At 68.3% G+C, this 18911-nt stretch carries 19 protein-coding genes and 3 tRNA genes; 13 read left to right on the top strand and 9 right to left on the bottom strand.

Going from position 1 to position 18911, the window contains the following annotated elements; genetic code table 11:
* Positions 1-133: 133 nt before the first annotated feature.
* The gene (locus EEB19_RS24575; protein WP_187589940.1) at positions 134-754 is read right to left on the bottom strand and encodes a class I SAM-dependent methyltransferase; all 621 of its coding nucleotides are present in this window, start codon (positions 752-754) and stop codon (positions 134-136) included.
* A gap of 87 nt (positions 755-841) precedes the next feature.
* On the opposite strand from EEB19_RS24575, the gene menD reads away from it, so the two are divergent.
* Positions 842-2503 carry a 2-succinyl-5-enolpyruvyl-6-hydroxy-3-cyclohexene-1-carboxylic-acid synthase gene (menD, locus tag EEB19_RS24570; protein WP_187589939.1) on the top strand — a complete coding sequence of 554 codons (1662 nt, stop codon included), beginning with the start codon at positions 842-844 and terminating at the stop codon, positions 2501-2503.
* A gap of 18 nt (positions 2504-2521) precedes the next feature.
* On the opposite strand, the gene EEB19_RS24565 is transcribed toward menD, so the two are convergent.
* Positions 2522-2956, bottom strand: a complete 435-nt coding sequence (locus tag EEB19_RS24565; protein ID WP_187589938.1) for a hypothetical protein — start codon at positions 2954-2956, stop codon at positions 2522-2524.
* 76 nt (positions 2957-3032) lie between these two features.
* Between EEB19_RS24565 and EEB19_RS24560 the strand changes: the two genes are divergently transcribed.
* Positions 3033-3533, top strand: coding sequence for a DUF3592 domain-containing protein (locus EEB19_RS24560; RefSeq protein ID WP_262365898.1), 501 nt, complete (start codon positions 3033-3035; stop codon positions 3531-3533).
* 180 nt (positions 3534-3713) lie between these two features.
* On the opposite strand, the gene EEB19_RS24555 is transcribed toward EEB19_RS24560, so the two are convergent.
* Complete coding sequence (locus tag EEB19_RS24555) at positions 3714-4334, bottom strand: Type 1 glutamine amidotransferase-like domain-containing protein (RefSeq protein ID WP_187589937.1); 621 nt, start codon at positions 4332-4334, stop codon at positions 3714-3716.
* A 98-nt stretch (positions 4335-4432) separates the two neighbouring features.
* On the opposite strand from EEB19_RS24555, the gene EEB19_RS24550 reads away from it, so the two are divergent.
* Both EEB19_RS24550 and EEB19_RS24545 read left to right on the top strand, forming a co-directional pair.
* Positions 4433-5590 carry a glycosyltransferase family 1 protein gene (locus EEB19_RS24550; RefSeq protein WP_187589936.1) on the top strand — a complete coding sequence of 386 codons (1158 nt, stop codon included), beginning with the start codon at positions 4433-4435 and terminating at the stop codon, positions 5588-5590.
* Between the two features lie 59 nt (positions 5591-5649).
* Positions 5650-6348, top strand: coding sequence for a demethylmenaquinone methyltransferase (locus EEB19_RS24545; RefSeq protein ID WP_187589935.1), 699 nt, complete (start codon positions 5650-5652; stop codon positions 6346-6348).
* Positions 6349-6411: 63 nt separating this feature from the next.
* Here the strand turns inward: EEB19_RS24545 and EEB19_RS24540 are convergent, their stop codons facing one another.
* Complete coding sequence (locus EEB19_RS24540; protein ID WP_187589934.1) at positions 6412-7386, bottom strand: oxygenase MpaB family protein; 975 nt, start codon at positions 7384-7386, stop codon at positions 6412-6414.
* A gap of 26 nt (positions 7387-7412) precedes the next feature.
* Positions 7413-8711, bottom strand: coding sequence for a geranylgeranyl reductase family protein (locus tag EEB19_RS24535; RefSeq protein WP_187589933.1), 1299 nt, complete (start codon positions 8709-8711; stop codon positions 7413-7415).
* A gap of 123 nt (positions 8712-8834) precedes the next feature.
* On the opposite strand from EEB19_RS24535, the gene EEB19_RS24530 reads away from it, so the two are divergent.
* Both EEB19_RS24530 and htpX read left to right on the top strand, forming a co-directional pair.
* Positions 8835-9854, top strand: coding sequence for a polyprenyl synthetase family protein (locus tag EEB19_RS24530; protein ID WP_262365899.1), 1020 nt, complete (start codon positions 8835-8837; stop codon positions 9852-9854).
* Between the two features lie 118 nt (positions 9855-9972).
* Complete coding sequence (gene htpX, locus EEB19_RS24525) at positions 9973-10836, top strand: zinc metalloprotease HtpX (RefSeq protein WP_187589943.1); 864 nt, start codon at positions 9973-9975, stop codon at positions 10834-10836.
* 145 nt (positions 10837-10981) lie between these two features.
* Here the strand turns inward: htpX and EEB19_RS24520 are convergent, their stop codons facing one another.
* Positions 10982-11908: an aldo/keto reductase gene (locus tag EEB19_RS24520; RefSeq protein WP_187589931.1), complete on the bottom strand. Its 927-nt coding sequence runs from the start codon at positions 11906-11908 to the stop codon at positions 10982-10984.
* A gap of 96 nt (positions 11909-12004) precedes the next feature.
* On the opposite strand from EEB19_RS24520, the gene EEB19_RS24515 reads away from it, so the two are divergent.
* Positions 12005-12667, top strand: coding sequence for a response regulator transcription factor (locus EEB19_RS24515; protein ID WP_187589930.1), 663 nt, complete (start codon positions 12005-12007; stop codon positions 12665-12667).
* 71 nt (positions 12668-12738) lie between these two features.
* Here EEB19_RS24515 and EEB19_RS24510 read toward each other — a convergent pair whose 3' ends face one another.
* Both EEB19_RS24510 and EEB19_RS24505 read right to left on the bottom strand, forming a co-directional pair.
* Positions 12739-13230: a YajQ family cyclic di-GMP-binding protein gene (locus EEB19_RS24510; protein ID WP_187589929.1), complete on the bottom strand. Its 492-nt coding sequence runs from the start codon at positions 13228-13230 to the stop codon at positions 12739-12741.
* 34 nt (positions 13231-13264) lie between these two features.
* Complete coding sequence (locus tag EEB19_RS24505; RefSeq protein WP_187589928.1) at positions 13265-14164, bottom strand: TIGR03621 family F420-dependent LLM class oxidoreductase; 900 nt, start codon at positions 14162-14164, stop codon at positions 13265-13267.
* A gap of 180 nt (positions 14165-14344) precedes the next feature.
* Here EEB19_RS24505 and EEB19_RS24500 point away from each other — a divergent pair.
* From EEB19_RS24500 to EEB19_RS24480, 5 genes are all read left to right on the top strand, one after another.
* Positions 14345-14425, top strand: a tRNA-Tyr gene (locus EEB19_RS24500).
* 124 nt (positions 14426-14549) lie between these two features.
* Positions 14550-14622: transfer RNA gene (locus tag EEB19_RS24495), tRNA-Thr, on the top strand.
* 20 nt (positions 14623-14642) lie between these two features.
* Positions 14643-14716, top strand: a tRNA-Met gene (locus EEB19_RS24490).
* Between the two features lie 93 nt (positions 14717-14809).
* The gene (rpmG, locus tag EEB19_RS24485) at positions 14810-14977 is read left to right on the top strand and encodes a 50S ribosomal protein L33 (RefSeq protein ID WP_003929651.1); all 168 of its coding nucleotides are present in this window, start codon (positions 14810-14812) and stop codon (positions 14975-14977) included.
* 265 nt (positions 14978-15242) lie between these two features.
* Positions 15243-16325, top strand: coding sequence for a fused (3R)-hydroxyacyl-ACP dehydratase subunits HadA/HadB (locus tag EEB19_RS24480; RefSeq protein ID WP_187589927.1), 1083 nt, complete (start codon positions 15243-15245; stop codon positions 16323-16325).
* A gap of 6 nt (positions 16326-16331) precedes the next feature.
* Here the strand turns inward: EEB19_RS24480 and EEB19_RS24475 are convergent, their stop codons facing one another.
* Complete coding sequence (locus EEB19_RS24475) at positions 16332-17312, bottom strand: DMT family transporter (RefSeq protein ID WP_187589926.1); 981 nt, start codon at positions 17310-17312, stop codon at positions 16332-16334.
* On the opposite strand from EEB19_RS24475, the gene EEB19_RS24470 reads away from it, so the two are divergent.
* Complete coding sequence (locus EEB19_RS24470) at positions 17311-18744, top strand: PLP-dependent aminotransferase family protein (protein ID WP_187589925.1); 1434 nt, start codon at positions 17311-17313, stop codon at positions 18742-18744. The two genes, EEB19_RS24475 and EEB19_RS24470, sit on opposite strands and share 2 nt — an antisense overlap.
* Positions 18745-18911 lie beyond the last annotated feature (167 nt).

The following is an 18911-nucleotide window of genomic DNA, read 5'->3' as shown; positions in this document are numbered from 1 at the left end:
AGCGGGGTGTGGCGGGGTGAGGGGGTCTCGATACGCGTCGGGCTCGCTGCGCTTGCGCGCCGCTACTCGACCGGCGGAAACCCGGCGTGGGTGCACGACCGGCGGGGAAACGGGTGGGGTTCGGTGAGGGACCCTATCCGCCGACGCGTGCGACGCCGAGGTTCATCGCGCCGAACGCCTTCGGGGTACCCGGCTGATAGAAGCGGTCGATGCTGGTGACGGTGAGGCCGGCGTCGGCGAAGGACGCGGGGATGTCGCGGGTGAGATGGCAGCCGCCGGCCACCCGACGCTGGATCGGCTCGAGGCGTCGCTGCCAGGTGCGGACCGACTCGTCGGGGGCGGTCCCGTGCTCGAGGAAGTGGACGGTGCCGCCGTCGCGGACCACCCGTCGGACCTCCGCTAGCGCCGCGGGCAGATCGGGGATCGTGCACATGGTGAACGTGGTGAGCGCGGCGTCGAAGGAGTCGTCGTCGAAGGGGAGGCGCTGGCCGTCGAGGCCTGCGCGGTCGATCGGCACGCGCGAGGAGGCGAGACGGTCGGCGGCCAGTCGCCAGCCGCCGTCGGACGGTTCGATCGCGGCGATGCGGCTGACGGTGTCGGGGTAGACCTCGACGTTGAGACCGGAGCCGAATCCGAGTTCGACGACGTCGCCGGTGAGGCCGTCACACGTGCGTCGTCGCAGGGGCGTGAGCGCCGACATCCCGCAGGTCAGGTTGATCAGATGCGGGAGGACGCGGTCGTCGTAGAAGCCCATTCATCGATGGTGCCGCAGGTGCGTGACGAGCACCACTGTCGTTACTCCCTGCGGATGTCATCCGAACGCAGTCCTACGCTGGACTCCATGAACCCCTCGACTCTGCAGGCACGGGTCATCGTCGACGAGATGATCCGCTGCGGTGTGACCGAGGCGGTGCTGTGCCCCGGTTCGCGCAACGCCCCACTCGCCTTCGCGCTGCACGCCGCCGACGTCGCCGGCCGTTTGCGGTTGCACGTCCGTATCGACGAGCGGTCGGCCGGTTATCTCGCGCTCGGCCTGGCCGTGTCGTCGGGGCAGCCGGTCCCGATCGTGATGACCAGCGGCACCGCCGTCGCGAACATGAGTCCGGCGGTGTTCGAGGCCAACTACGCGCGGGTGCCACTGGTCGTGGTCAGCGCGAATCGTCCGTACGAACTCCTCGGCTCGGGTGCGAATCAGACCGTCGAGCAGTTCGGCATCTTCGGCACGCAGGTCCGGGCGGCGATCAGCCTGGGACTCGCCGAACAGGATCTCGACACCAACAGTCAGTGGCGGTCCGCGGTCGGGCGCGTGCTCGCCGCCGCTCGGGGCGCTCGGACCGGCAACGCGGGTCCGGTCCAGTTCGACATCCCGCTGCGGGAGCCGCTCGTGCCCGATCCGGTCGTCGGACCCGACGACGACCTCGGTGCGTTCGCTGGACGGTCTAACGGCGTGCCGTGGACGCAGGCCCCGGTCGGCAAACTCGACGTCCCGCTGCCCATCGATCTCTCGCTCGACACCGTCGTCGTGTCGGGGCACGGTGCCGGTGTGCACCCGGCCCTCGCCGGCATCCCCACCGTCGCGGAACCGACTGCGCCACGGGCACATACGCCGCTGCATCCCCTCGCTTTGGGATCGATCCGGCCGAAGCAGGCGATCATCTGCGGGCGTCCCACCCTGCATCGCGGAGTGTCGCGGCTGCTCGCCGATCCCGAGGTCACCGTCTACGCGCTCACGACCGGACCGCGCTGGCCGGATGTGTCCGGGAACGTCTGGGCGACGGGCACGCGGGTGGAACCGGCCGGAGAGCCGCGCGAGGAGTGGCTCAAGGAGTGCGCGGAGGTGCAGCAGCGGGTGCTCGCCGCCGTCGACACCGAGCTCGACGCGATCGAGTCGACCACCGGACTGCATGTGGCGCGGGTTGTCAGCGCGGCGGTGCGGCCGGGTGACCAGCTCGTTGTCGGGGCGAGCAATCCGATTCGCGACATCGCACTCGCCGGGCGGGTGACCGACGGCGTGCGCGTGTTGTCGAACCGCGGTGTGGCCGGTATCGACGGCACCAATTCGACGGCCATCGGGGCTGCTCTCGCACTCGACCGGGCGTCGGCGGACGCCCGCACCATCGCGCTGATGGGCGACCTGACGTTCATCCACGACGCCACCGGGCTGGTCATCGGGCCCGGTGAACCGCGGCCGCGGTCCTTGCGGATCGTCGTCGCCAACGACGACGGCGGCGGGATCTTCGGGCTGCTCGAACAGGGCGATCCGCGGTTCAACAGCGGCCCGTACGCGGGTGCCTACGAGCGGGTCTTCGGTACGCCGCACAGTGCGGATCTCGCATCGCTGTGCGCGGGTTTCCGTGTGCCGCATCGTCGTGTCTCGCTGGGCGAGTTGTCGGCGGTGCTGGCTGAGGACGCACCGGACGGCGGACTCGAGGTCATCGAGGTGATCACCGACCGGCAGGGTCTGCGTGAGGTGCACGCGGCGATCGGGCGTGGGGTGGGGTAGGGCCCGCTCAGTGCGATCTCAACCGCTGCCGCACGGAATGCCCGAGCCGTCGACGCCCTGGGTGGGCGATGTCGGTGCGTCCACCATGGTCAGGGCCCCTGTTGCGCCGACGATGACCGCACCGACGAGAAGTGTGGACGCTGCGATCACCGCCACCCCACCGGTTCGGCGTCGGGCGAGCTGACGGATCGAGATCGCGAACGAGGCGACTGCGATCAGCGCGAGCGCAGCCTGCAGTCCGCCGAACAGGACCGGGGACGGTATTGCAGGCAGGTCTTTGCAGGATGTCTGCACAGCATGGGCGGTCCACCGGTCTTGTCGAACCCGCAGGACCACCGGGGCGACCACGGCCAGTGCCGCTGCCAGTATCCCGAGGGTCATCCATCGTCGCGATCGGCCCGCGGAAGCGCCGCTGGGCACCGGTGACCCGTCGGCTCTCGTCGTCGACGTCATCGTGACCTGCTCCCCCCGGACATGCGACCGAGCACAGCCTACGGAGTCGGCTCGACGGCCCATTACCCTGTCAGTCATGAACCCGACCATTCTGCGCCGTGCACAGATCGTGCTGTTGGTGCTCGGTATGGTCGTGACGACGATGGGGCTGGTGCTGGTCGCGGGGTGTCACCGCAACGACAGCCAGATCGAAGACAACATGGCGACGGTCATGGCCGATGTCGTCTCGGCGGACCGGCTGCACGCGGCGGTCAACTTCCAGACCGTCGACGGTGATTTCCACAGCCCGCGACTCGGATTGCTCTATCCGACCGAGCTGACGCAGGGACAACGGATCAGCGTCGAATACGACGTCACCAATCCCGACCTCGCGCGTCCGGCCGGCCGCAACTGGACGCTGGCGATCTTGCCGGCGCTGTCGATCATGGTCGTCGGATGGCTGGTCGTCGGCGCGCTGATGGTGTTGTTGGCGGAGATCAATCGGCGGATGCTCGCGCGGGCCGTGGGTGAGTCCGCGGATGACTCGACGGATGACGATGTCGCCGCCGACCAGGAAGATGGGGCGGTCGTCCGGTAGTCGTCGCCTGCCGTCCGCATCAGGGTCACCTGACAGCGCCGATGAGTGGATTATCCACTTATCGACGCGCTGTGGTGACTTTCATGCGGCCCTTCGTGACGCTCGCTCCTTCGTCGCGGGCTCCTCAGGGATCGAAGGGGGTGGTGGGTGACACGCGCGGGTGGCGGTCAGTCAACGGTGTCACGAGGGGATGACTGATCGATGGTCGCCCGAGACGAGCAACGCCTGGTCGTCGGCGAGCATGCGCAGGGTGAAGCGGTCCGCATACCGTGCGCGCAGGTCGTCGACGACGGCCCGCCCGGACACGATGCCGTCGGCGTGCGGGACGATCACCTCGTCGATCCACCCGAGTCCCGCGGTGGATTCCAGTGCACCGGCCTCCGATGGATCGTCGAGCAGGCCGAGCGGTTCGATGTCGGCGCCGACGACGCAGGCACCGGCACTGGCGCCGAGATAGGGCAGACCACTCTGCACGCGGTCGGTGAGCAGCCGGTCGAATCCGGTGCGGCGCATGACCTCGAGCAAGTGGAAGACGTTCCCGCCGGACACGAACACGGCGTCGGAGGCGTCGAGAAGGCCGACGGGATCCGGATGGCTCTTGATGTCGAGGTCGCTCACCCGATAACCGAGATCGCGCAGGCTCTGGCGGTCGAGGTCGACCCAGGCCTGATCGGGATAGATCGACGACGCGGTCGGGACGAATGCGACGTGAACAGCCGGCTGCGACGCCACGGGAGTCCGGTTTGCCAGGAATGCGGGAATCGCACCCAACCAGCGACTGAGGAGCAGGAGGTCGGCCACGTCACCATCGTGCCCGGTGCGTCCGAGTTCACCGGAACTTCGCGCGGAGGCCACGTGTCTCGGGTGTGCCCGACAGGCGGCGGGAGGACGATGGCGGCATGCGGGTAGCGATCGTTGCCGAGAGTTTCCTGCCGCAGATGAACGGAGTGGTCAACTCCGTACTGCGGGTGGTCGACCATATCGAGCGCACCGGGCACGAGGCCGTGGTGATCGCGCCGGACACCCCGCGCGGGGAGGACGGAGCACCCCGGCTCATCGGCCGACGCACGCCGGTCCACCTACTGCCGTCGGTGATGGTGCCGAAGGTGACGTCGTTGCCGATCGGTGTGCCGACGCCCACGCTCTACCGCGCCCTGCGCGACGTCGATCCCGATGTCGTGCATCTCGCGTCACCGTTCGTCGTCGGTGCGGCCGGTGCGGTGGCCGCACGCCGGCTGGACCTGCCGTCGGTGGCGGTGTTCCAGACCGATGTCGCCGGATTCGCCGCCACCTACGGGCTGGCGGTCACGTCGCGCCTTGCATGGCGATACACCCGACGCCTGCACGAGATGTGTGACCGTACCTTGGCCCCGTCCACCGAGACGATGAAAACTCTGTCGGCGCACGGTGTTCCACGACTCTATCGATGGGGGCGTGGCGTCGACGTCGAGCAGTTCGATCCGCGTCACGCCGATCCGGTCCTCCGCGCACGGTGGGGGAGTTCGCGGGAGGGGCGTCGTCGACTGGTCGTCGGGTTCGTCGGCCGGCTGGCGCCGGAGAAGCAGATCGACCGCCTCGCGGGAATCGGGGACGATCCGTCGGTTCAGCTCGTGATCGTCGGCGACGGACCCGAACGTGAACGGCTGCAGGCATTGATGCCACGAGCTGACTTCACCGGTGAACTGCGTGGCGCGGAGCTGGCGCGTGCTTACGCGAGTTTCGACGTGTTCGTCCACGCCGGCGAACACGAGACGTTCTGCCAGACGGTCCAGGAGGCGATGGCCAGCGGACTGCCGGTCGTCGGTCCCGACGCCGGTGGCCCGCGCGACCTCATCGGCCACTGTCGCACCGGCTATCTGCTGCCACCGCACGAGTTCGCCGAACGGCTGCCCGCGGTCATCGACGTGCTGCGCGACGACACGCTGCGAACCGAGTTCGGCCGCGCCGGACTCGGTGCGGTGCGCGCACGAACCTGGCCTGCGGTCTGCGACGAACTGCTCGGTCACTACCGGGCCGTCATCGGCGGCGATCAGGCGGTGGCCTCACTCGCCGGATGACGTCGGCGAACGACGACGCGGCCGTCGTCGGCGGGGGCGGGAGGCGGTAGGTTGTGGGCATGGGAACCGGCTCGCAGGATCGCGCAACCCTCGACAAGGATCCGTCCGAGGTCGCGGCCATGTTCGACGGCGTGGCCAAGCGCTACGACCTGACCAACACAGTGCTGTCGTTCGGGCAGGATCGGGGCTGGCGGCGTAAGACGCGCAAGGCACTCGCGCTGCGGCGTGGCGACATCGTCCTCGACCTTGCGGCCGGTACCGCGGTGTCGACGGTGGAGCTGGCGACGTCGGGTGCACACTGCATCGCCGCCGACTTCTCCCTCGGCATGCTCAAGGCCGGTGCGCACCGGGATGTGCCGAAGGTGGCGGCCGATGCCCTGGCCCTCCCGTTCGCCGACGAGTCGTTCGACGCCGCGACGATCTCCTTCGGTCTGCGCAACGTGCACGACGCCCCGAAGGCGTTGTCGGAGCTGCGGCGTGTGTTGAAACCCGGTGGCCGGCTGGTCATCTGCGAGTTCTCGACCCCGACGTTCCGTGCCTTCCGCACCGTGTACATGGAGTACCTGATGAAGGCGCTGCCTGTCGTCGCGACGAAGGTGTCGAGCAATCCGGCGGCGTATGTCTATCTCGCCGAGTCGATCCGGGCGTGGCCTGATCAGACCCGGCTCGCCGCGCTGCTGCGAGATGCAGGATTCACGAAGGTCGACTGGCAGAACCTCACCGGCGGGATCGCGGCGATTCACTCCGCAGTGCGCTGAGCGGCGGGCGGTAGGTTGCCGTCGGCGCGATTTGGGTTGCCGTCGGCGAGGTTTCGGGAAAGCTCAGCCTGCGGTCTGCGCGCCGGTAGCCGCGTCGTCGGAGCGGTTCTGGTGGGGGACAGGGCATCCCGGGGCGAAGGTGCCCAACTCGCCCAGCTGGTAGCCGGTGGGATATCCGCGCACCTGGGACATCTGTCGCCCGTAGATCGGTTCGGGACGCGGTGAACCGAGGTGGCGGATCGCCAGGCCGCGTGCCTTGAGTCCGCTGCGGACGAGCGCACGCTCGACGGCGGTCGGTCTCGGGAAGTCGAACGCGTCGAGTAGGCGATCGTCCATGAGCGAGAACGACATCCGCCGCACGATGCTCCGCGGCAGGAGTCGGTAGGGCAGGAAGGTGCCGAGCAGGTCGAGGGTGGCGTCGGCGACGGCGAGCGACTTCTCGTGATAGGCGAAGTGTTTCGTCTCGTAGTCGGCGTAGAACCGCTCGAACTCCTCGTACGTCTCGGGAATGTCTTTGATGGCCATGTGTTTACCGAGGCGGCGGTAGTAGTTGGTGAGTCCGGTGATCTCGTGTCGGGTGAGTCTGCGCCACTCGTAGGCGTTCACCCATTCGACCGGACACACGACGAACGTCGACAGGACGTAGAGCATGTCGTCGTTGGAGATGTCGTACATCGCATGCATCTGATTGATCCGCCGGATACCCGCCCGGCCGCCGGGGCTGTCGAAGCCGTGCTCGATCGGGGCGTCGAGCAGCAGGACCGTGTCGTCGTAGCGCTTCTGCGTCTGCCCGGTGAACTGTCCGGTGTCATAGAGGAGTTCGCCGATCGACGGGACGGCGTAGGTGCGGAAGAGGGCGAAACTCAGCGCTTGGGTGATGCCCCACGGGAACTCCTGGGTGCCGAGAAGCCGTGCGATCGCCACGGCGTCGTCGTCGGCGTCGATCCGTGCGATCTCGGCGCGCAGGCGGTACCGCGCGAGGTGACGGTCGGCCAGGGCCCGTCGTGCGCGGGCGGCGAGAGAGGCGGCGTTCGGCATGGAAGGAACATATCACCGAGTTTGTGTCATTGAAACGGTGGGCGGTGGTCGACGCGACTGGAGACTCGACCCGCCGTGCGCCAGGCCCGGGCGACCAGGTCGGCGTCGTCGGGCGTGATGAGATTGCCCATCACCCGCACGACCAGCGACATCAGCGACGCCGACCGGATGCCGGGGCGGCCGAGCGTGGGGACTGCCTGCGGAACGGTCAGCACACCAGCGAGGCGGCGGGCGGCGGAGAAGGCGAGTCCGTAGTGCTCGACGAGGATGTCGCGCCAGCGACCGGTGTGGTCGGGGGAGCGGCGCGTGTCGTCGAGGAGTTCGACGGCGAGGCGGCCGGTCTCGAGGGCGTAGTCGATGCCCTCGCCGTTGAGCGGGTTCACGCAGGCGGCCGCGTCGCCGATCAGCATCCAGTTCGGTCCGGCGACGCCGGAGACAGCGCCGCCCATCGGCAGCAACGCCGACGTCAGCCGGAACGGGGTGCCGGTGATGGCCCATTCGTCGCCGACCATCCGTGCGTAGTGCTCGAGGATGGGCCGTAAGGCCATGTGCGCCGGACGTTTCGACGTGGCGAGTGCGCCGACACCGACGTTGAGTACGCCGCCGGACAGCTCGCCGAGCGGGCCGGGTGCGACGTCGCCGAGCGGGAACACCCACCCGTAGCCGGGCAGCAATGCGCCGTCGGGTCCGCGGAGTTCGAGGTGCGATCCCATCCACGGGTCGTCGGCGCGCCCGGACGGGACATAGGCGCGTGCGGCCACGCCATAGGCGGTGTCGCGGTGCCACTCCCGCCCGAGCGCCTTGCCCAGCCCGGACCGCACGCCGTCGGCGACGATGACGTCGCGGACCGTGATCGGCCGACGGCCGTCGGGTCCCTCGACGACGACCTCGGCGATCCGCCCGCCTGACATCGTGACGTCGACCGCCTTGTGGCCCTGCACCATTCGTGCACCCCGGGCGACAGCCAGCTCGCGGATCGCGTCGTCGAGCTCCATGCGGGAGACCGCGCTGCCATGACCGGGAAAGTGGCCCGACGGCCATCGGACGCGCTGCTGCGCGCCCCAGCCGTGCAGGTGCAGGCCGTCGATCCGGGGGCGGTCGTCGAGGTAGGTGCCGAGGCCGAGGTGATCGAGCTCGGCGACGGCCCGCGGTGTCAGACCGTCGCCGCACGTCTTGTCGCGGGGGAAGGTGGCCGCGTCGAGCAGCACCACGTCGTGTCCGGCGGTTGCGGCATGGGCGGCGGCCGCGGACCCGCCGGGTCCCGCGCCGACGACGAGGACCTCCGCGTGCTCGGGGATCGGGCGCCGGTCGATGTCGCTACTCACCCGACCAGTATGTCGGCCCTCACCCGACCACCCTGTCGGCGCGGGTCAACGACTACGCTCGGCATCATGGCAGCCGTGCCCGATGGCCGGTTGCACCGACGTCGAGATGGAGCGGCAAAGCGCGTGAAGTCCACATTCGCCGGGTTGGACCTGGGCACCGATGAGTTCGCCGAAACCGTCCGGGTGTCGTTGGCGCAGGTCGAGGACCTGTTGTTGACGGAGTTGTCGTCGGGCGACGAGATCATGACCGAGGCCGCCACACATCTGGCGAAAGCCGGCGGCAAGCGGTTCCGGCCGATGTTCGCGATCCTGGCCGCCCAGTTCGGTGCGCGTCCGCAGGCGTCGGAGGTGATCACCTCGGCGACGGTGGTCGAGATGATCCATCTGGCCACGCTCTATCACGACGACGTCATGGACGAGGCCCAGCTGCGTCGTGGCGCACCCAGCGCGAACGCCCGGTGGACCAACTCGGTCGCCATCCTGTCCGGCGACTTCCTGTTCGCGCGGGCGTCGCGGCTGGTGTCGACCCTGGGTCCAGACGCCGTCCGGATCATCGCGGAGACGTTCGCCGAACTGGTCACCGGGCAGATGCGCGAGACCGTCGGCGTGCGCGAGGGTGGCGACCCGATCGAGCACTATCTGCGGGTGGTGTGGGAGAAGACGGGCTCGCTGATCGCGGCGTCCGGTCGATTCGGCGCGATGGCGTCGGACGCGACACCCGACGACATCGAGCGGCTCTCGAAGCTCGGCGACATCATCGGCACCGCGTTCCAGGTGTCCGACGACATCATCGACATCAGCTCGGCCAGCGGCGACTCGGGCAAGACGCCGGGCACCGATCTGCGTGAGGGTGTGCACACGCTGCCGGTCCTGTACGCACTGCGCGGCGACGATGCCGCGTCGAGACGGTTGCGCGAACTCCTCGTCGACCCCCGGACGGGTGCTGCCGTGCCGGTGACCGACGATGCCGTGGTCGCCGAGGCGATCGAGGTGCTCAACGCGTCGTCGGGCATGGTCGCCGCGCACGATCGGCTGCGGGCCTACGCCGACGAGGCGCAGGCCGTGCTCGCCGAGCTTCCCGACGGTCCTGCTCACCAGGCGTTGTCGTCGCTGGTGCGGTACACGATCGACCGCACCGGATAACCACCGGATAACGCCGGACCACGGTCCGGAACTTCTGCCCCCGGTCGGATCGTTTGACAGAGTGATTGGGACCCAGGCGCCGGACGCCGGGTCGACCCGCTCGACAGACGAGGGACAGATGCACTTCAACGGCCTGAAGACCGCAGCCATGATGGGGCTGATGTCGGCGATCATCGTCGGCATCGGTGCGCTCTTCCGCAGTCCGACCATCTTGCTGATCGCGGTCGTCGCCGCCGTCGGCATGAACGCCTACGTCTACTTCAACTCGGCGAAGCTGGCCTTGCGCTCGATGCACGCGCAGCCGGTCACCGAGGTCGAGGCGCCGGTCCTGTATCGCATCGTGCGTGAGCTCGCGACGTCCGCGCGTCAGCCGATGCCGGCGCTCTACATCAGTCCCACCGAGTCGCCCAATGCGTTCGCGACCGGCCGCAACCCGAAGAACGCCGCGGTGTGCTGCACCGCCGGGATCATGCGTCTGCTCGACGAGCGCGAGTTGCGTGCCGTGCTGGGCCACGAGCTGTCGCACGTCTACAACCGCGACATCCTCATCTCGTCGATCGCCGGCGCGATGGCGTCGATCATCACCGGTCTCGCCAACTTCGCGTTCTTCTTCGGCGGCAACCGCGACGGCAACGGCCCGGGCCTGCTCGGCGTCCTGCTGATCACTTTCCTCGGGCCGCTCGCCGCGACGGTCATCAAGATGTCGGTGTCGCGGTCGCGCGAATATCAGGCCGACGAGTCGGGCGCCGAGCTGACCGGAGACCCGTTGGCGCTCGCGTCCGCGCTCGCCAAGATCAGCGGTGGCATCGACCGCGCACCCCTGGCACCCGACCCGAAGATCGAGTCGCAGTCGCACCTGATGATCGCCAACCCGTTCCGCGGTGGCGGGGTCGCGAAGCTGTTCTCCACCCACCCGCCGACCGCGGATCGCATCGCGCGGCTGCAGGAGATGGCGAGGCGGGGGCCGCATTCGGGCCGGTGATGCGTGGTGCATTGTTTGAGATGAGGACCACCCTGGACATCGACGCTCGGGAGTCGGCCGCTGCCCGGGGCCCGGATCAGCGCGAGGCACAACAAGAGCCTGGGTGACCAGTGAGTCGTGCTCACGCTGGTCTGACCGTGATGGGCTACCCGACCAGCCCATCGAGCGCGGTGAGGTCGTCGTCGTCGAGACGGATGGCGCCGCTCGCGACATTCTGATCGAGGTGCGCCGGATTGCCGGTGCCGGGGATGGCGAGCACGTGCGGTCCGCGATGCAGCGTCCACGAGATCCGGATCTGGGCCGGTGTGGCGTCGTGCTTGCGCGCGATCGTGTCGATGACGGTCTGACCGGTGTCGTCTGCGGCCTCGGATGACGCACCGCTCGCGGTGGCTACCGCGAAGAACGGGACGAACGCGATGTCGTGGCGTCGGCACAGGTCGAGGATGTCGTCGTCGGCACGGTCGGTGACGCCGTAGCGGTTCTGCACCTCGACGATCGGGGTGACCGCCATCGCCTCGGTCACCTGGTCCGACGTCACGTTCGAGACGCCGATGGCCCGCAGCAATCCGGCGGTCCGGAGTTCGGTGAGCGCACCGAGATGGTCGGCCAAGGATCCGGCGTCCTTGTCCATGCCCGTTCCCCAGCGGAGGTTGACGACGTCGATGGTGTCGATGCCGAGCTGGCGTAGGTTCTCCTCGACCTGGGCCCGCAGCTGATCCGGTCGGGCCATCGGCTCGAACTCACCGTCGCGCGATCGGCTCGGCCCGACTTTGGTGACCAGGACCAGCTCGTCGGGATACGGCTGCAGCGCGGTGCTGATCAGCTCGTTCGACGACCGGCTCGGTGTGAAGTAGAACGCGGCGGTGTCGATGTGATTCACCCCGAGTTCGACGGCGCGGCGCAGGACTGCGATCGCGTCGTCGCGGCTCTTCGGTGTCTCCCAGGGCATGCCGCCCAGGCGCATCGCGCCGAGCCCGATCCGGTTGACGACCCGATCACCGAGCTGCCAGGTGCCTGCGGCGTCGGCGGTGAGGGCGGTGTTCGGTCCAGTGGTGTTCGATTCGAAAGTCATGACCCCACTGTCGCGAGTCGTCGGCGGGTACGAGGTGCTCTGGCAACAAGCTGCCATCCGGGTCATCGAACCCGGGGGAGGCGCACACTTGGTGACATGGGCGACACCGATTCGGTCACCGTGGTGCGGAGCGAAGAAGAGCTGTTCCGGCGCACCGAGCATCTCTTCGCCACCGCGACCGATGTGTCGTGCGCGGCGAACGACCTGTGGACGTTCGCGTGGCAGCACGGCACGGCGAAGGTCCCGGAGGAGGCGGTCGGCAAGCCGCATCGCAACGACGTGCGAGTTCGGAAGATCTATCGGGCAGGCACCTTGCTCGACCCGGTGGCGGCTCATCATCTGGCCGTGCGGCGCGATCGGTTCGGTGCCGACATCCGGGTGACCACCGACGAGATCAACGAGACGATCATCCTGGACCGTCGGCTGGTGATCCTCGCCGGCGAACGCATCGCCGGGCAACGCAGCTACAGCGTCATCACCCAGCCCGACGCGGTGCACGGGGTGTCGTCGCTGTTCGAGACCGCGTGGCGGTCGGCCACCGACCTCGCCGTCTACGACACCCGTATCGCTGACATCCGTCAGCTCGCCCCGCAGGTGATCGACCTGCTCGGGCAGGGGGTCAAGGACGAGACCGCCGCACGCAGTCTGGGCCTCGGCGTCCGCACGTATCGTCGGCGGGTTGCCGAGCTGATGGACGCGCTCGGTGCGCGGTCGAGGTTCCAGGCCGGCGTGCGTGCGCGGGAGTTGGGGATCGTGTGACGAGTGGCGGACGAACTCGATACGCGGTGGGGTGCGCCTCGGTCGTCACACGATCAGCGGGGTGAGGTCACCTAGCGATAGTTCACGAACTGCAGGGCGATCCCGAAGTCCTCGCCCTTGAGCAAGGCGATGACCGCCTGCAGGTCGTCGCGCTTCTTGCTCGACACCCGCAGTTCCTCGCCCTGGATCTGGGCCTTCACGCCCTTCGGGCCCTCGTCGCGGATCTTCTTCGAGATCTTCTTCGCGTGCTCGGAGTCGATCCCCTCGACGATCTTGCCGGCGATCTTGAAGGTCTTGCCCGACGCCGACGGCTCGCCCGCGTCGAACGCCTTCAGCGAGATGTCGCGGCGTATCAGCTTCTCCTTGAACACCTCGAGCCCGGCCTGGGCGCGCTCCTCGGCGTCGGAGGTGATGACGATGTTCTCCTCGCCGGACCACTCGATGCCGGTGTTGGTACCGCGGAAGTCGTAGCGCTGCGACAGCTCCTTGGCCGCCTGATTGAGGGCGTTGTCGACCTCTTGGCGGTCGACCTTGCTCACCACGTCGAACGATGAATCTGCCATGCCGGACAGGGTAGTCGGCGGGGGACGGGGTCCGTCAGCGCAGTCGGGAAACGACGTCGGCGATGCTCGTCAGGTCGTCGGCGCTCGGTTCGATGAAGGTGAAGTAGGAGATTCCGGTCTGATCGCGGATCGTGCGGATACGGTCGGCGACCTCGTCGACCGAGCCGTGCAGGAGGTTCACCGAGCGGCGGAGCGTCGCGTCGTCGACGCCGTCATTGTGACTCCGCAGCGGTGTGACGTCGACGTCCCGGCCGACGGCGATGTCGAAGATGATCACGTTGAGTTCGAGTTCGCCGAATCGATCACCGGCGGCGGCGCGAATGTGGTCGACCCGTTCACGTGCGACGTCGAGGTCGGGGAGGTTCGACAGCGCGACGATGTCGGCATGGCGCGCGGCCGCCGACAACACGCGATCGCCGACGCCGGCGATCATGATCGGCGGCGGGGACTGGACGAAGGCGGGAACGTGATCACCCGCGGCGGCCGACCGGATGTGCTCGACCGTCTCCATCATGTGGGTGATGCGAGCGCCCGGGCGCTCGAACGGCAGACCGGCCTGTACGAACTCTGTCTCGACATAGCCGGCACCCAGCCCGATCTCGAGTCGTCCGCCGGTGAGTTGGTCGACGGTGGCGAGGTCACGGGTGAGCAGCGCGGGCCGATAGAAGGCGGTGTTGAGCACGAATGTCCCGACCCGCAGATCGGGGGCGGCCGCCGCCGCGGCGACGAGCGCCGGTGCCGGGCCGATCAGTCCGAGATGGTCGGGGACCATGACAACGTCGACGCCGGCCTCGGCGACCGCGCGGACCTGTGACAGGAATCCCGGACCGTCGCCCATACCGAGCAGGTTCACACCGAATCGAAAGTCCCGATCGCGGGGAACGTTCCGTGCGTCGTCGGGACTGGTGGTTGAAGGCGTCGCGGAGTCGGTCATGAAAGGTGCAGCGTCGTCGTAGGTGGCGTTGCTTCCCGGTGCGGGCCGAACGTGAGTCAGGTCACCGCTGGGAGTTCGTGAGGCATCGCTGAGCAGCCGGTTTGCGCGGATATGGGATCGTCGTTGTATTCTTCACGGCGTTGTTCTTGCGGCCGTTCACGCGGCCGGAACGGACGGCACGGCAGGTTGCCCGAGCGGCCAAAGGGAGCGGACTGTAAATCCGTCGCGCAAGCTACATAGGTTCGAATCCTATACCTGCCACAACGTGGTCCACGCTGACTTCTCGGCGCTCGCCACCGGTCGCTACCAGCGATTTGGTGAGCGCCCTGGTTCGTGTGTAACCTCGTTAAGGCTCTCGAGCAGGTCTGCGGACGTGTTCGGGCACGCCCCCTTAGCTCAGTCGGCAGAGCGTTTCCATGGTAAGGAAAAGGTCGACGGTTCGATTCCGTCAGGGGGCTCGCTGGACCCCAGTCCACATGGCGGTGTAGCTCAGCTGGTTAGAGCGCACGACTCATAATCGTGAGGTCGAGGGATCGAGTCCCTCCACCGCTACACATCGGTGCCGACCAGCCGGGTGCCGACCGACCCAGGGCCGAGCCCATCGGCTCCGCGCCCGCCACGTACCACCCGAAAGAAGGCAACGAAGTGGCCTCCTCAACAGATGTTCGCCCCAAGATCACCTTGGCGTGCGAGGTGTGCAAGCACCGTAACTACATCACCAAGAAGAACCGTCGCAACGATCCCGACCGTCTCGAGATCAAGAAGTTCTGCCCGAACTGCGGCAAGCACCAGGCGCACAAAGAGTCGCGCTGACGACTTCGTCGTCGGAGTCACACTGACGACTCGATCGTCGGAGTCACGCTGACGACTCGGTCGCCGGAGGGTGCTGACGGCACTTCCGGCGACACAACGGAATTTTCTGCGGGCTGCCTCTTCATGGGAGAGGCGGCCCGCACCCGTAGGTAGGGTGAAACGGTCTGCGGGGACGGGCCGACGACGGTCCGCGGACGAGTCGACGACGACCGAACACGGCGGGAGACGAGCCAGTGGGGTTGGCTGAGTGAAGGAGCGAGAACCGATGACAGTGACCGAAACCGAGATTCAACAGCGGATCGATGCGTTGAAGAGCGGTGTGAAACTCACTCCGGAGGAGATCGCCGCCCACACCCAGGAGATGGTCGGGTTCAACTACACGGTCGACGACTACTACGAGGTCGGCCGTGAAGAGGTCCGCAAGCACGCCCGCGCCGTGCAGGACGACCACCCGGTGCACTGGAACGAGGCCGCCGCCCTGGAAATGGGTCACGACACCCTGATCGCGGCGCCGACGTTCGTCTCGGTGCTCGGCATCATCGCCCAGCGTCGTCTGTTCGAGGACGTCGTCACCGGTTACGACCTGTGGCAGATCATGCAGACCGATCAGCGTCTGGTGTTCCATCAGCCGATCAAGGTCGGCGACCAGCTCATCTGCGACGTCTCGCTCGACTCGTTCCGGCAGATGGCCGGCACCGATGTGCTGATCACCAAGAACATCATCTGGAACCAGCGCGATGAACCGGTGATGACGACGTGGACGAGTCTGGTCGCGCGGCCCGCCGTCGAGGCCGATCCCGAGGTCCTCGACAAGCTCGAGCACGTGATGATGAAGGTCGACCGCGAGCCGGAGATGCCGCACACCGTGCACGGGCCGTTCGACCGCTACGAGCAGCCGGACCCGGTCGTCGAGCCGAAGGCCTACTCGGCGATCAACTTCGACGACCTGAGCGTCGGTCAGGAGCTCCCGCCGGTCACCAAGACGCTGACCCGCGGCAACCTGGTCAACTACGCGGGCGTCGCCGGCGACCCGAACCCGATCCACTTCTCGGATGGTGTCGCGAAGGTCATCGGCCTGGAGACCGTCGTCGCGCACGGTATGCAGTCGATGGGTCTGGGTGCCAGCTTCATCAGCAGCTTCGTCGGCGACCCGGCCGCGATCTTCGAGTACAACGTGCGCTTCACCAGCCCGGTGTACGTGCCCGCCGAGGGCTACGCGCAGGTGGACTTCACCGGCAAGATCAAGTCGCTCGATCCGGAGACCCGTCGCGGCGTCATCGCGATGGTCGCCAAGCAGGGCGACCGCAAGATCTTCGGCCGCGCACAGGCGCACGTCCAGTTCAACTGAACCGACTCACCGACCCGGCTCGGGCGCGCCTGATCGGGGCGCTCGACCGGGGCCCGTCGACACGCGACTACGGACCGTGAACGCGGCGCATCCGATGACCGCGGCACCGCCGACGACCAGCTCAGGCGTCGGTCGCTCGCCGAGCAGCAGGATCGCCCATACGACCGTCAGGACCGGCTGGATCAGCTGGACCTGGCTGACCGTCGTCATCGGGCCGATCGCCAGACCGCGGTACCAGGCAAAGAATCCCAGGAACATGCTGATCGCCGCGAGATAGCCGAAGGCCGCCCATTGGCCGGCGGTGGCGTCCGGGACGTGACCGCCGGTGACGACGAGAGTCGTGACGATCATCGCCGGTGACGCGAGGATCAGAGCCCAGCAGATGGTCTGCCACGAGCCCAGTTCGCGCGCCATCACACCGCCCTGCGCGTAGCCGACCGCCGCGAGGACCACGGCCCCCAGCAGATACAGATCGGCGACGCCGGGTGCGCTCAGCGCGCCGTGGCCGGCGACGGTGAATGCGACCGTCGCGATCACCCCCAGCGCCGCGCCCACCCAGAATCGTCGGGCGGGACGTTCATGCGTGCGGCTCACCGCGACGACGGCCGTGGCCGCCGGCAGCAGTCCGATCACCACCGCCGAGTGCCCGGCAGCGGTGTCGCGCAGGGCCAGTGAGGTCAGGATCGGGAAGCCGGCGACGACGCCGACCGACACGGGCACCAGTCGTAGCCATTGTCTCGTCGTCGGACGGATCGCGCCGCCGACGACGAGGGCGACGACAGCGAGTCCGGCGGCGACGACCGCGCGGGCGCATCCGATGAACAGCGGATCGAGTCCGCCGACGGCGATCCGCGTGAACGGCACCGTGAAGGAGAACGCGACGACCCCGATCAGCCCCCAGACCAGGCCCGCGGTAGGGGATCCGAGGCGGCCGGCCGGCGGTAGCACCGCAGGCGTGCGCACGATAGCGCTACTATTGTGACTCATGTCCGACGATAGCAGTGACCGGATCGCCCGTCATCTCCGTTCGGTGGCGGCCGAGGCGGGGCCGGGTAGTCGGCTGCCGTCGACGCGTGCGCTGGCCGCTCGCTTCGGGGCGGGGCCGGTCACCGTCCAGCGTGCGCTGGCCCAGCTGGTCGCCGAAGGTGTCGTCGAGACGCGAGCAGGTGCGGGTACCTTCGTCCGCCGGCGTGGTGCGCCGCCCGTCCGACTCGACATGTCGTGGCAGACCGCAGCTCTCGGGCCCGAGCGAGCCGGGTCGTCGGCGGTCGGTTCGACGATGCGCCAGATCCCGCACGACACCATCGCCATGCACTCCGGATATCCCGACCTCGATCTGATGCCGATGCGTGAGGTACGCAGCGCGTTCGGCCGGATCACGCGTGGCGGTGCGGCCGGTCGGGACCGGGACCAGGTCTTCGCTCGACCACCGACTGCCGGCCTTCCCGACCTGCGACGATGGTTCGTCGACGAACTCGATGTCGACGGGTGGCGCGACTCGGATGCGGTGATCGCCTCGGGTGGTCAGGCGGCACTCGCCGCGACGTTCCGGGCGCTGGCGGCACCCGGCGACCCGATCGTGATGGAGTCGCCGACTTACTGGGGTGCGATCGCGGCGGCGCGGCAGGCGGGACTGGTCATCGTGCCGGTCCCGCGCACCGACGGTGCGCCGGCCGCCGCGGACCTCGACGAGGCGTTCGCGACGTCGGGTGCGCGGTTGCTGTATGCCCAGCCCAACTTCGCCAACCCGACCGGAGACGTGTGGAGCGCCGCCCAGCGAGACGATGTGCTCGCCGTCGTCGGCGAGCATCGCGCATTCGTCGTCGAGGACGACTGGGCGCACGACTTCGCCCTCGACGTCGCGCCGCGGCCCCTGGCGTGCTCCGACACCGACGGGCACGTGATCTACATCCGCTCGCTGACCAAGAGCCTCTCGCTGACCGTCCGGGTGGCGGCACTTCTCGCGCGGGGGCCGGCTCGTGCGCGGATCGAGAACGCGCTCACCGTCTCCGACCTGTACGTTGCGCCGGTGCTACAGGCAGTCGCGCTCGACGTCGTGTCGAGACCCGCGTGGCGTACGCACCTGCAGCGGCTACAGCGGACACTCGCCGCACGTCGCGACAGCCTGCTCGGAGCGCTCGCCGCCGGTGCGCCGGAGCTCGACGTGGCACGTCCGCCGGGAGGCCTCAACCTGTGGGTGTCGCTGCCGACTCATCGCGCCGACGGATCGCCGATCGACGCCGACCTCGTCGCGGCCCGTACACTGGCCCGTGGGCTGTCGATCTCCCCGGGGCGCGAGTGGTTCCCGACCGAGCCGACGGGACCGTTCATCCGGCTCAATTACGCCGCGGCCTCGCCGGATCGCTACGACGAGGCGGTGTCGATCCTGGTCGGGGCCCTACGGGACGGATCGTTGTGATCCGCGCACGGGGCCGTCGCAGGCCTGTCGAACCCGTTTTGGGTTCAGGGCACCCGGTGTTCTACACTGAAGTGTCTGGATTGACTTGAGACTTGCGCGCTGCCCATAGGGTGGCGCGTTGGTTTTGTGAGGAGCTTCTTCTCAGGGTCGGCCCAGAAGGCAGCTGT

The organism is Gordonia sp. OPL2, assembly GCF_003797825.1.
Taxonomy (GTDB): domain Bacteria; phylum Actinomycetota; class Actinomycetes; order Mycobacteriales; family Mycobacteriaceae; genus Gordonia.
Note: the sequence above shows the minus strand (reverse complement) of the source record. Positions and strands in the feature narration are given on the sequence as shown.